Below are 13658 nucleotides of genomic sequence, written 5' to 3'. Positions count from 1 at the left end.
TATAGGGACGATGAATTACTATAATTCTAATGCTTTTGTCACATTATTATCCATCAATAATTCTTCTGGGTTTTCTAAGGCTTCTTTCACGGCTACTAAGAACCCTACAGATTCTTTACCATCAATGATCCTGTGATCATAGGACAATGCAACATACATAATAGGCGCCACTACTATTTGACCACCTCTTACGATGGGGCGCTCTACAATATTATGCATTCCCAAAATAGCACTTTGTGGCGGATTAATAATCGGTGTAGATAACATGCTTCCAAATACACCTCCGTTAGTAATAGTAAAAGTGCCTCCGGTCATTTCATCTACTGTAATTTGTCCTTCACGTGCTCTAATTGCTAATCTTTTCACTTCAGATTCTACTCCTCTGAAACTTAGATTCTCTGCATTTCTAATCACAGGAACCATAAGCCCCTTAGGACCTGAAACTGCAATACTTATATCCTGGAAATCATAAGAGATCATTTCTTTACCATCGATCATCGAATTTACCGCAGGAAAAAGTTGTAAAGCTCTAACGCAGGCCAAAGTAAAGAACGACATGAATCCTAAACTTACACCATGTTTATTTTTAAACGTTTCTTTATACTGACTTCTAAGATCGAAAATAGGTTGCATATCTACCTCATTGAAAGTAGTGAGCATCGCCGTTTCATTTTTAACTGAAACTAAGCGCTCTGCTACCTTACGACGAAGCATAGATAACTTCTTACGACTTTCTCCCCTACTACCTGGTCCGGGAGTACCCATCGATGGTTTTGCATCCAGTGCATCAGCTTTGGTAATTCTACCATCACGACCAGTTCCTCTAACCTCAGATGCATCTATCCCTTTTTCTGCAAGAACTTTTTTAGCTGCAGGAGAAGCTGTTCCCGCTGCATATGAATCTTGTTGTTGCGGAGGTGTTGTTGATTTTGACGGAGTCTGAATTAATGCTTCTGCCTTAGGGCTATCGGCTTTATTTTCAGTTTTGTCACGTTGCTTGTCAATATCCATAGCCGCATTACCAGGACCTCCTTCATCGCCTTCATTATCTGCGTTACCCTCAGGAGCTTCTGCTTCTGTATCAATAAGGCATACCACCTGACCTACAGCTACGGCATCACCTTCTTCAGCTTTTAAAGTAATAATACCACTCGCTTCTGCCGGTAATTCTAGCGTTGCTTTGTCACTATCAACCTCGGCAATAGCCTGGTCTTTTGTTACATAATCACCGTCTTCTACAAGCCATTGTGCTATTTCAACTTCTGTTATTGACTCTCCGGGTGATGGGACTTTCATTTCTAAAGCCATAATTCTGAATTTATCCTTTGTGTAATTTCCTTTGGAAATTTTTTAACTATAGTTATTAACTAATTTTATTTTCTTTGATTGTCTTTCTCTTTATCAAAAACATAATCTATTACTTCTTGATGTCTTCTCTTAGATCGTGTTGCACTTCCGGCTGCTGGTGCACCGTAAGGTCTTCTACTTGCAAATCTAAAACTTTTTGCATCGTCATAGTGCATTATCATATGACTTAAAGCTCCCATATTACGGGGCTCCTCTTGTGCCCAAACGACATCTTCTGCTTTATATTTTTTGATCAATTTATCCATTTCTGAAGCTGGTAGCGGGAACAGTTGCTCTATTCTTACTAAGGCAACATCATTTCTTCCCGATTTTTCTTTCTCTTCTAATAAGTCGTAATAGAATTTCCCAGTACAGAAAACCAGGGACTTTACGTCTTTTGCTTTTGCATCAGGATCATCTATTACCGTTTGAAAGCTTCCATTGGCAAACTCATCAACAGTAGAAACTACTTTAGGATGACGTAATAAACTCTTTGGTGTGAAAACTATCAAAGGTTTGCGGTACTTTGCTTTCATTTGTCTTCTCAACAAATGAAACATATTAGCAGGAGTGGTAACATCTGCAACAAACATATTGTCTTTAGCACAAAGCTGAAGATAACGTTCCATCCTACCCGAAGAATGTTCTGCTCCCTGACCTTCGTAACCATGTGGCAACAACATCACCAAACCATTTTGCAGCTTCCATTTATCTTCTGCAGAGGATATATACTGATCTGTCATTATTTGGGCTCCATTGCTAAAATCTCCAAATTGCGCTTCCCAAATGGTTAATGTATCTGGACTTGCCATAGCGTATCCATAATCAAAACCTACTACACCATACTCAGAAAGTAATGAATTGTAAATGTAAAAATCTCCCTGATCACCGTTCAATTCGTTTAAAAGCAATACCTCTTCTTCACTATCTTCTACTTTGATCACTGCATGCCTGTGAGAGAAAGTACCTCTTTCTACATCCTGACCACTCATACGCACATCATATCCTTCTCTTAACAAAGATCCGTAGGCTAATAGTTCTCCCATTGCCCAATCAAGTTGATCGGTTTCAAAGAACATTTTATGCCTTTGATCTATCAATCGTTCTATTTTGCGTAAAAACTTTTTATCTTTTGGTAATTTAGTAATTACCTCGGCTATTTCAGTTAATTTATCCCTGGAGAAAGTGGTATCTACTACCTCCATCATTTTATCTTCTTGTACGCGCTCAAAGCCTGCCCATTCATCCTGCATAAATGGCGTAATTACTGTTTTTTCCTGTTTGCGCGAATCTTCCAATTCTTCTTCAAGTGAAGACTTATATTCTTTTTCAAGCTTTGACACATAATCCTTGTCAATAATACCTTCAGAAATTAATTTTTCTGCATAAATATCTCTCGGGTTCTTATGTTTTGCAATAGCTTTATAAAGTTTTGGTTGCGTAAAACGAGGCTCATCACCTTCATTATGCCCGTATTTACGATATCCCAATAAATCTATAAATACATCCCTCTTAAATGTCATCCTGAAATCCAAAGCAAAATTAGTAGCATGTACAACAGCTTCAGCGTCATCTGCATTTACGTGCAATACAGGAGACAAAGTAACCTTACCTACATCAGTACAATATGTCGAAGATCTGGCATCTAAATAATTAGTAGTAAAGCCGATTTGATTATTCACCACGATATGTATAGTCCCGCCTGTTTTATAACCATCCAGCTTTGCCATTTGCACGATTTCATATACTAATCCTTGTCCTGCAATAGCAGCGTCTCCATGCACTACGATAGGAAGTACTGCAGAGGTGTTTTCTTGATAGTGACGATCTTGTTTGGCCCTGGTAATCCCTTCAACTACCGCCCCTACTGTCTCCAAATGTGACGGGTTTGGAGCAATATTCATATTAATTGCCTTACCATTGTCGGTATTGCGTTTTGATGTCCATCCCAAATGATATTTTACATCACCATCAAAAATATCTTCTTCATAATCCTTACCATCAAATTCGCTGAAAATATCCTTAGGGCTCTTTCCAAAAATATTAGTCAATGTACTTAGACGGCCTCTATGAGCCATTCCCATAACAAACTCTTTAACACCAAGGTCGGCTGCTTTTTCAACCAATGCATCTAACGCTGGTATTAATGTCTCTCCTCCTTCGAGTGAAAATCTTTTTTGGCCAACATATTTGGTATGCAGGAAGGTTTCAAAAGAAACGGCCTGATTTAATTTCTTAAGGATATGTTTTTTTTGATCTGCAGAAAATTTCGTTCTATTGGTGTTGAAATTGATTCTCGACTGAATCCATTCGCGCTCCTGAGGATTGCGAATATACATATATTCGATACCAATAGAATCACAGTATATTTGTTCTAAATGAACAGTAATGTTACTTAAAGTATTCGGGCCAATGCCTATGATCTCTCCTGCATTAAAAACAGTATTGAGATCAGCCTGGCTTAGTCCAAAATTCTCTAATGCTAAAGTAGGAGTGTATTTTCTACGTTCTCTTACAGGATTTGTCTTGGTAAACAAATGACCGCGTGTTCTGTAGGCATCGATTAATCGAACTACCTGAAATTCTTTTTGTACACTTTCGGGAACAATGGCAGTTTCTCCGGATTCCTTTTCAACGTAAATAGTTTCTCCTGTACCATTGGCGTTTTCTAAACCAAAATCAAATCCCTGAAAAAAAGCCCTCCAACTAGGTTCTACACTATCAGGGCTTTGCAAGTATTGATCATATAAATCTGCAAAAAATGCGGTATGAGCCGCATTCAAAAATGAATATTTATCCATATGTAAGTACTCAATTGTCTTTTTTACGACAAAACGATACAAAAATACAACAATTACAATTTATTGAGCATTGAAATATCTATATTTATGTAAGATTTTTTCTGAAATTTGACTATGAAAGTATATATATCTCAAAATAACAAAGTTTTTGCATTAGTTTTCTTTGTTATGTTTTCCTTACAACATACGTATTCTCAAGATCAAAATTTTTGGTCAAACGTACGTTTTGGAGGAAATATAGGAATTGGTTTTTCTAACGACACTTTCAGTGCTGTTCTTGCGCCGGCAGCAATTTATGATTTTAATCCTTGGTTTAGTGCTGGTGTTGGGTTAAATTTTGGGTATAGCAGTTTTGATAATGATCGCTTTAATGAAGAAGGTAGCAGTACCAATTATGGTGTAAGTATTATTACTCTATTTAATCCAATCCCTGAGTTTCAGTTTTCTGCAGAATTTGAACAAATGGGTGTTAGTCGACGTTTTGAGGTCCCGGGAGAAACATTTACCGATAATTACTGGTATCCCGCATTATTTGTTGGAGCGGGATACAGAACAGGTTTTGTAAGTTTTGGTCTTCGATACGACCTCCTTTTTGATGATGATAAAAGTATCTACGGAAGTGCCTATGCCCCATTTGTAAGAGTCTTTTTCTAGAAGTTATTACGTAACCAAACTTTTTTCCATTCTCTCTTAAGAATTAAATAAGTAGTATAACTAGCTATATCTTCTATTTTTTCAGATTTAAAATTGCGTAGTTCTGTTTCAGAGACATCTACAGCATACAATAAGTTTAAGTAGTCATTAAAAGCATTTTGTAAGGTATCGTAAAGTAAACTATTCAATTCCCTGACAAGGTCACTTGATGTTATTTTGGGATCTATTTTGTGATCAACTCCCGCGCGATGTAAGTCCTTTTGAAGTTGGTCTAATAGTTTTGGATATAAGTCTGTTTTTGAGACTTCGGAAAAAAGTCTATCAACTTTTACAATATGTTCATTTTTAGACACTTCTATTCATTAATTTTGAACCAAAAAGTTTTAGAAGATCTTTTTTCTCTTCTGAAATACTCATATCATCCAATGCCGAAAAAGCTTTCTGAGTATACTGTTCTATTTCTACTCTGGTGCGTTCTTTGGCGCCAGTAGTTTCAAAAAGATGCTTAACTGTACTTATCTTCTCTGTAGGATCTTCTGGATTTAACGAAAACAAGCCTCTTAACTGCTTCTGCTCATCTTTTGAAGCATATTCTAAAGCTTTTAAGTACAAAAAGGTCTTTTTGTTCTCTATAATATCCCCACCGATCTGTTTTCCAAAAGTCTGGGGATCACCAAACGCATCGAGATAATCATCCTGAAGCTGGAAAGCCAGCCCCAATAACCTTCCAAAGTCATATATAGAAGATTTACTTTGCTCTGAAGCATCAGCAACGATAGCTCCCATTTTCATAGCTGCACCCACCAAAACTGCAGTCTTGTATTCTATCATTTTAATATACTCAGGAATGGTTACATCATCACGAGTTTCAAAATCAATATCATATTGCTGCCCTTCACATACTTCTATCGCAGTTTTAGTAAATAGCTTAGCTAATTCCTTAAAAGTATTACCTTCATAATTTTCAAACAATTGATAGGCATTAATAAGCATAGCATCTCCCGAAAGAATCCCTGTGTTTATATCCCATTTTTCGTGAACTGTTTCTTTACCTCTACGCAATGGGGCATCATCCATAATATCATCGTGAATTAATGAAAAATTATGAAAAACCTCTATCGCTAATGCAGCGTCTAAAGCTTCTTTATAAGAACCGCCAAATATCTCTGCTGCCATTAGTACCAGCGTTGGACGCAATCGTTTGCCACCAAGGCTCAAAATATAAGAAATAGGTTCGTACAGGTTTTTGGGTTCTTTAGTAGCCGTTTGCTTTGATAGGTACTCCAAAAAATACCCCTGGTAATCAGAAATTGTGTGCACAGTCAATTTTTTATGCTAAAATAAGACAAATTTTGAGAAACGCATTTCAAAATTACTGTCCAAAAATTGTATCACCAAACGTCAATATAATGCGATATATGTAAAAAAATTAACAAAAAATAGTCTGGTATTACGAGTATGTTAAATAAATGTAAAACTTAGGAAACTTTTATTGTTTTTAAAGTTTCCTATTATATATTTACCGTCGTTTTATACAATTACTCCCCAATAATGAAAGAAAAAATAGTAGAAAAAGCGAATGATTTGTTTTTGAATCTTGGTTTCAAAAGTGTTACCATGGACGATCTTGCGTCTGAAATGGGAATTTCCAAAAAGACGATTTATACGCATTTTCAAAATAAAACCAAGCTTGTAGAAGCTACTACCGATCACCTGTTTTGTTCGATCTGTAGTGGTATTGATGATATATTAGCTCAAAACCTAGATCCGATAGAGGAACTATATGCAATTAAGACATTTGTGATGCATCATCTAAAGAATGAAAAAACAGCTCCAATTCATCAATTAGAAAAGTATTATCCAAAAATCCATCAAGGGTTAAAAACAAAGCAGTTCGAAGTATTTCAGGAATGCGTAGTTGATAATCTTAAAAGAGGTATAGAAACAGGTGTTTTTAGAAAAAATATAGACATCGAATTTATATCAAGAATTTATTTTATTGGCACCAATGGAATAAAAGATAAAAATATGTTTCCCGAACTTATGTTTCCGGTAGGAAAACTTATGGATGACTACCTAGAATATCACATCCTGGGAATCACCACTGAAAAAGGACGTACAATTTTAAACAATCTTATTAAAGAACATCAAATATGAGAAACAACCTTTGGTTAATCTGTTTAGGTTGGCTATTTACCACCACAGTATCTGCACAACAACCACCCACCGATTCTATTTACTCATTCACTCTTGATGAGGCTATTGAATTTGCATTAGAAAATAGTTATCAATCAATTAATGCACGGCGTGAAGTTGCCAAAGCCTTAAAAAAAAAGTGGGAAACTACAGCAGATGGGCTTCCTCAAATTGATGGGGTTATTGATTATCAAAATCAATTGAAACAACCAGTTACTCCATTACCAGGAGAATTTGTTGGCGAAGAACCCGGAACTTTTGTACCCGTAATTTTTGGAGTTAAACAACAGGCGTCGGCCACTGCTACTTTGAGTCAAAAGATTTTTGATGGATCCTACTTAGTTGGTATCGAAGCCGCAAAGAGCTTTTTACAGTATACGGATGATGTTGAGGAAAAGACACAGCTTGAAGTTCGAAAAGGAGTCATTAATGCCTATGGTAGTGTTTTGGTTGCGCAAGAGAGTGTAAAGATTTTCAGAAACAATTTAATTGCTTTAGAAAAGAACTACTTAGAAACTAAAAAGATTTTTGAAAATGGCTTGGCCGAAGAAGAAGATGTAGAACAACTACAGATCACATTTTTACAAATTACTAATCAGCTTAGCAATGCAGAACGTTTAGAGAAAATTGCTTTACAGATGTTCAATCTTACTATAGGGATAACTGTTAATTCGAATACCGTGTTATCAGACACTTTAGAAGATTTATCTATGAAGAATATGGATCAATCTATCATCACAAAACCGTTTATCATGGAAAATAATATTGATTATCGATTGGCATATCTTCTCACAGAGCAGACTCGATTAGAATTAAAACTAGAAAAAAGTAGAGCACTACCTAAGTTAACCGCGTTTATTAATTATGGTACAGCAGCTTTTGATAACGATTTTGTTTTTCTTGATAGTGAGACTCCATGGTTTCAATCTTCTATACTTGGTGCCAGTCTTAATATTCCCATTTTCAGCTCACTACGAAGAAGTGCAAAAACACAGCAAGCAAAAATAGCAGATGAGCAGGCTAAAACCGATTTTTTAAGAACTCAACAAGAAATTGAGCTAAATTATAACACTGCCATAAATGATTTCAAATTTTCAATAGAAAGCTATGATATTGCAAAACAAAATTTGGCACTGGCAGAACGAATAGAAAAAAAGAATCAAATTAAATATTCTGAGGGACTTGCCACAAGTTTTGAACTTAGACAAGCGCAATTACAGCTTTATTCTTCTCAGGATGAAGTATTAAATGCAATGCTAAGCATCATTAATAACAAAGCAGAACTAGAAACAATTTTAAACACACCAACAACAAATAAGTAATCGAATTATGAAAAAGGTACTTACGATAATATACACATCACTTCTTTTAATTTCTTGTGGAGGAAATGATGGCAAGTCTATAGAAAAAATCATAGAAAAAGGTGATCTTCAGGCTTTGCGTGCCAAAAGAACCGAGATTGTGGCAGAACAACAAACAGTTGCAGATCAATTAAAACAAATAGACGAGGCCATTGCGACTTTGGATACTGTACAAAAACTTCCGTTGGTCACTACCATAATGGCAAAGGATACACTGTTTAATCATTTTCTAGAATTACAAGGAAATGTAGAAACCAAACAAAATATCGTCTTATATCCAGAAATGAGCGGAATTCTAACCAGGGTTTATGTAGATAAAGGTCAAAAAGTATCCAAAGGACAATTACTGGCGCGAATTGATGATGGTGGATTAAGCCAACAACTTTCCCAGGTAGAAGTACAAGCACAATTGGCAAAAACTACCTTTGATCGCCAAAAAAGGTTGTGGGAACAGAAAATTGGTTCAGAAATTCAATACCTCGAGGCAAAAACGAATTTCGAAGCCCAGCAAAACGCAGTTAACCAAATAAAGCGTCAATTAGCAAAAACTACTATAAATGCTCCATTTTCTGGGGTAATTGACGATGTAATCACAGAACAGGGAACTGTTGTCTCTGCAGGTCAAAACCCAATCATTCGGATAGTAAATCTTAATGATATGTATATTGAAACTGAAGTACCCGAGCGCTACATTGGCAGCATCACTAAAGGAAAAGATGTAGAGGTATACTTTCCGGTTCTCAATAAAACGATCAATACCAAGGTTAGACAGGTAGGAAATTATATCAATCCAAACAATCGATCTTTTATGGTTGAAGTTGGTATCCCTGCGAACGGAGGTACAGTTAAACCTAATCTTACGGCCAAAGTGAAGATCAATGACTATACTAGCGAAAATGCTATTTTGATACCACAAAGCATCATTTCTGAAAATGCAGAAGGAGATCAATATACCTATATCACTTTAGAAAAAGATGCTCAAAACATCGCACAAGCAAAGAGAGTTATCATACAAACCGGAAAGACACAAGGAGACCTTATTGAAGTTACCAAAGGCATTAACAACGGTGATGCCATTATTAGTGAAGGTGCCAGAAGTGTAAAAGACGGTCAGAAAGTTAAAATTTTAAACTAACATATCCTATGGAAGTTAATAAGAAAAAGGTAGATAAGGAATTTAGATTGTCCTCTTGGGCCATAAACAACCCAACTACCATTTACGTAATGATTGCTATATTTTTGGTATTGGGACTTTCTGCATATTTCTCTATGCCCAGAGAAAATTTTCCCGAAATTAATGAAACCAAAATATATATAAGTGTTCCCTATCCTGGAAATACTGCAGAAGATATCGAACGCTTAATTATAGATCCGTTAGAGGATCAACTTAAAAATGTAAGTGGGGTCGTAGAAATTTTATCTACTTCTCAAGAGGATTATGGTATTATTACCGTTGAATTTGAAGAAGATCTTGCCGTTGCCGAAGCTAAACAAAAAGTTAAGGACGAAGTAGACTCTGAAAAAGCAAATGAAGACTGGCCCACTTTTAATGGTGCCAAGGTAGAGCCCAATGTTTTCGACCTCAGTATGTCTGAAGAAATACCCATTTTAAATATCAATATTGCAGGAGACTATCCGGTAGACAAACTAAAAGAATTTGCCGAATACCTGGAAGATGAAATTGAAGATTTACCAGAAATCAAAAAAGCCGAAATTCGAGGTGCCCAGGAAAAAGAGGTTGAAGTAGCCGTAGATATCTATAAAATGATGGCTGCCAAAGTGAGTTTTGATGATGTAATTAATGCTATTCGCAACGGAAACATGACCATGTCTGCCGGAAATATGATCACCAGTGGACAACGCAGAACGATTAGAATTCTAGGAGAGATTCAAAGACCTTCAGAACTTGATGATTTTGTAGTAAAATCCCAAGATGGTGCAGTCTATCTTAGAGACATCGCAGAGGTTACTTTTGAAGAAGAAGATAAGACTACCTATGCTCGAGAATTTGGCCATAGCGTCGTGATGTTGGATGTGATGAAGCGCTCAGGAAAAAATATGATCGAAGCTGTAGAAAAAATTGATAAAATCCTGGAAGATGCTCAAAAAGATATTTTCCCTCAAGATCTAAGCGTTACAGTTGCCAACGACCAATCAGAAAAAACAGAAAATCAGGTAAGTGACCTGGTGAACAATATTATTTTTGGTATTATCCTGGTTGTAGGTGTACTCATGTTCTTTTTAGGATTTAGAAATGCCCTATTTGTAGGATTTGCCATCCCAATGTCGATGTTTATGTCCTTTATGATTTTATCACTTCTGGGATATACCATGAACACCATGATCCTCTTTGCCCTGATTATGGGATTGGGAATGCTGGTAGATAATGGTATTGTAGTGGTCGAGAACGTATATCGATTGATGGAAGAAGAAGGAATGTCCCGAATTGAAGCCGCCAAAAAGGGAATTGGAGAGATAGCCTTCCCTATTATTATTTCCACGGCAACTACGGTTGCAGCATTTATTCCATTGGGCATGTGGCCGGGCGTTATGGGCGAGTTTATGATTTATTTCCCTATCACACTATCAGTAGTACTTGGATCATCATTGTTTGTAGCGATTTTTATCAATTCTATGCTGGTTTCTCAGTTTATGGAGGTGGGTGAGAAAAAATTAACCCGTAAACAATTGATTCGATTGAGTATTATTTTAGGAGGGCTGGGAATCTTTATTATACTTATAGGCGGGCAGGTTCGTGCTTTGGGTACTTTAATGATCTTCACCGCCATTATGTTTTGGGTGTATCGCTATGTTTTAAAAGGTGCTGCCAACGTTTTTCAACGTAAATTTTTGGTATGGCTCGAAGGAATCTATCAACGTTTTTTGACTTTTGCTTTACGAGGATGGAGAGCCTATGCGTTTACTTTTGGTACTTTCTTATTATTAATCGTTGTATTTGCAATGTTTGGCGCATCCATTGGCAGTCAGCGGACCAAAGTTGAGTTTTTTCCAGATAACAAACCCAACCAAATTATTGTGTATATAGAATATCCACAAGGGACAGACATTGATAAAACCAATGCGATTACCAAAGATATTGAGCAGCGAGTATATGCAGTCGTTAATGATGACGAATATGTTGAAGGTAAGGATTATAATTTCTTGGTAGAATCTGCGGTTTCACAAGTAGGTGAAGGTGCTGGTAATCCTCAAACCGATGGTGGTAGTAATGCCGAAATGCCTCATCGTGCGAAGATAACCGCAACAATGAGAGAATTCAAATACAGAAAAGGAAAGGATTCTGAAGTATTACGACAAAAGGTACAAGACGCTTTAAAAGGAATTTATCCCGGAGTAGCCATCTCTGTAGAAAAAGATGCCGTTGGTCCACCAGCGGGATATCCTATTAATATAGAAATTGAAGGACAGGATTATGATGAGCTCATTACTATTGCCGAGCAGATGCGTAATTTCATCAATGAAAAGAATATTCCGGGTATAGAAGAGCTTAAAATTGATGTCAATAAAGGGAAACCTGCTATGCAGGTTGTGGTTGATCGTGAAAAAGCCGGAGAATTGAATGTAGCTGCCGGCCAGGTAGGTAACCAACTACGTCGATCTATTTTTGGTGAAAAAGCCGGAGTATACAAAAAAGAAGGTGAGGACTACGATATTTATGTGCGTTTTAATGAAGATAATAGATACAATACTAGTGCGCTTTTTAACCAGAACATTACCTTTAGGGATCAGGCTACAGGGAGATTAAAAGAAATTCCTGTTTCTGCAGTGGCTTCACAAAAAAATACGTCTTCGTTTAGTGCTATCAAACATAAAGATACCAAAAGGGTAGTTACAGTGTATTCTGGCCTACAACCAGGTTTTACAGATGCAGGAGCGATTGTTTCTCAAATTCAAACAGAAATGGCAAGCTTTCCTAATCTTTCAAGAGGGGTTAAAATAGATTACACGGGTCAAATCGAAGAGCAAAAAAAACAACAAGATTTTTTAAATATGGCATTTTTAGCAGGATTAGGATTAATCATGCTAATTTTGATCTTTCAGTTTAGCTCTATTTCTAAGCCTACCATCATTATGATCGCTATTTTCTTGAGTTTTATAGGGGTATTTGGCGGTATTTTAATCACAGGAGCACCATTTGTGATCATGATGACGATGATGGGAATTATTTCACTAGCCGGGATTGTGGTAAACAATGGTGTGGTTTTACTGGACTATACGCAACTCTTGATAGATCGTAAGAAAGCTGAGCTTGATGTACCAGAAAGAGATCTTTTGCCTAATGAAGAGGTAATAAAAATTATCATTAAAGGGGGTAGAGCACGTTTACGACCAGTATTATTAACAGCGATTACTACGGTGCTAGGATTAATTCCATTGGCGATTGGTTTTAATGTAGATTTCTTTTCATTATTCAACACAGGAGATCCAAAAATATATATAGGAGGAGATAATGTAATTTTCTGGGGGCCTTTGGCTTGGGCTGTAATTTACGGGCTCATTATTGCTACGTTTCTTACGCTAATTATTGTTCCTTGTTTGTTCTTTATTGTTCAAAGAGTCAAAGTTAGATTTAGTAAAAAGAAAGTTGCAGAGGTAGCTGTTACTCCGGCAACTGCATAGAAAGAGCTATAAATTGATTAGAAAACGTCGCAAATTGCGGCGTTTTTTGTTTTTTTAGCTCATGGTCATGTATACTGCGTCATTGCGATTCGCCTCAAGCGGAGAAGCAATCTTTTCACTATGAGCAGAATTATGGTTTCATAGCAGAGAGACTACTTCGTCCTACCTCCTCGTAATGACGGTGTGTTCGTCATTACGCACCTGCTCGACCTCAGGAAAGCAAGGTGAAGCAATCTTTTACTACGAAGTTAAGAGTTTGATTAGGCAGAATACCCGTAGTAACACTTTTTGGTAATAATTTTTCTAAAAGTACAACAGTTAGCATTACTATTTATGCGCAGAATTGATACTCTTGATTTATCAATCACGAAATCCTTCACTTGTTTTAAGGCGATAACTACTTGTACTTTAGTTCATGAGTTTACAAGTAACTCTTAGATCAAATAGCACCCCTAGAACTATCTGTTTTATAAAGTATACCCCAACCTAATCGATGTAAACATATCGTCGATGCTATCCATACAGATTTTAATCATTTAAAATAGGAATTATAATGAGCACTATCATCAAACAAGTCGAAACTATAGAGCGTATAGACCAGTTGATTCGTATGCAAGCTACAGGACCAGTAGATGAATTAGCAGAACGACTACACATT

Annotated in this window: 9 protein-coding genes; 5 read left to right on the top strand and 4 right to left on the bottom strand. The window is 36.5% G+C overall.

The window, feature by feature from the left end:
* Positions 1 to 18: 18 nt before the first annotated feature.
* Entirely contained in the window at positions 19 to 1308 is a 1290-nt protein-coding gene (gene odhB / locus ACFSJT_RS18355; RefSeq protein WP_378321796.1) for a 2-oxoglutarate dehydrogenase complex dihydrolipoyllysine-residue succinyltransferase, read from the bottom strand.
* Positions 1309 to 1373: 65 nt separating this feature from the next.
* A complete protein-coding gene (locus ACFSJT_RS18350) occupies positions 1374 to 4148 on the bottom strand; it encodes a 2-oxoglutarate dehydrogenase E1 component (protein WP_378321795.1) in 2775 nt (924 codons plus the stop codon).
* 114 nt (positions 4149 to 4262) lie between these two features.
* On the opposite strand from ACFSJT_RS18350, the gene ACFSJT_RS18345 reads away from it, so the two are divergent.
* On the top strand, positions 4263 to 4802 hold the full coding sequence (locus ACFSJT_RS18345; RefSeq protein WP_378321794.1) for an alpha-ketoglutarate decarboxylase: 540 nt from the start codon (positions 4263 to 4265) through the stop codon (positions 4800 to 4802).
* On the opposite strand, the gene ACFSJT_RS18340 is transcribed toward ACFSJT_RS18345, so the two are convergent.
* On the bottom strand, positions 4799 to 5155 hold the full coding sequence (locus tag ACFSJT_RS18340; RefSeq protein WP_378321793.1) for a hypothetical protein: 357 nt from the start codon (positions 5153 to 5155) through the stop codon (positions 4799 to 4801). The two genes, ACFSJT_RS18345 and ACFSJT_RS18340, sit on opposite strands and share 4 nt — an antisense overlap.
* The gene (locus ACFSJT_RS18335; RefSeq protein ID WP_378321792.1) at positions 5148 to 6122 is read right to left on the bottom strand and encodes a polyprenyl synthetase family protein; all 975 of its coding nucleotides are present in this window, start codon (positions 6120 to 6122) and stop codon (positions 5148 to 5150) included. Before ACFSJT_RS18335 ends, ACFSJT_RS18340 begins: the two co-directional genes overlap by 8 nt.
* 231 nt (positions 6123 to 6353) lie before the next feature.
* On the opposite strand from ACFSJT_RS18335, the gene ACFSJT_RS18330 reads away from it, so the two are divergent.
* The 4 genes from ACFSJT_RS18330 to ACFSJT_RS18315 are packed head-to-tail and all read left to right on the top strand — an operon-like array spanning position 6354 to position 13000.
* Positions 6354 to 6959 (top strand): TetR/AcrR family transcriptional regulator, encoded by a 606-nt coding sequence (locus tag ACFSJT_RS18330; RefSeq protein WP_378321791.1) that lies wholly within the window; start codon positions 6354 to 6356, stop codon positions 6957 to 6959.
* Positions 6956 to 8320: a TolC family protein gene (locus ACFSJT_RS18325; protein WP_378321790.1), complete on the top strand. Its 1365-nt coding sequence runs from the start codon at positions 6956 to 6958 to the stop codon at positions 8318 to 8320. Before ACFSJT_RS18330 ends, ACFSJT_RS18325 begins: the two co-directional genes overlap by 4 nt.
* Positions 8321 to 8327: 7 nt before the next feature.
* Positions 8328 to 9494 carry an efflux RND transporter periplasmic adaptor subunit gene (locus ACFSJT_RS18320; protein WP_378321789.1) on the top strand — a complete coding sequence of 389 codons (1167 nt, stop codon included), beginning with the start codon at positions 8328 to 8330 and terminating at the stop codon, positions 9492 to 9494.
* Between the two features lie 8 nt (positions 9495 to 9502).
* Positions 9503 to 13000: an efflux RND transporter permease subunit gene (locus ACFSJT_RS18315; protein ID WP_378321788.1), complete on the top strand. Its 3498-nt coding sequence runs from the start codon at positions 9503 to 9505 to the stop codon at positions 12998 to 13000.
* Positions 13001 to 13658: the final 658 nt, after the last annotated feature.

This window comes from Aquimarina celericrescens, from assembly GCF_042682765.1.
Lineage (GTDB): Bacteria > Bacteroidota > Bacteroidia > Flavobacteriales > Flavobacteriaceae > Aquimarina > Aquimarina celericrescens.
This window is presented reverse-complemented; position numbering and strand designations above follow the sequence as displayed.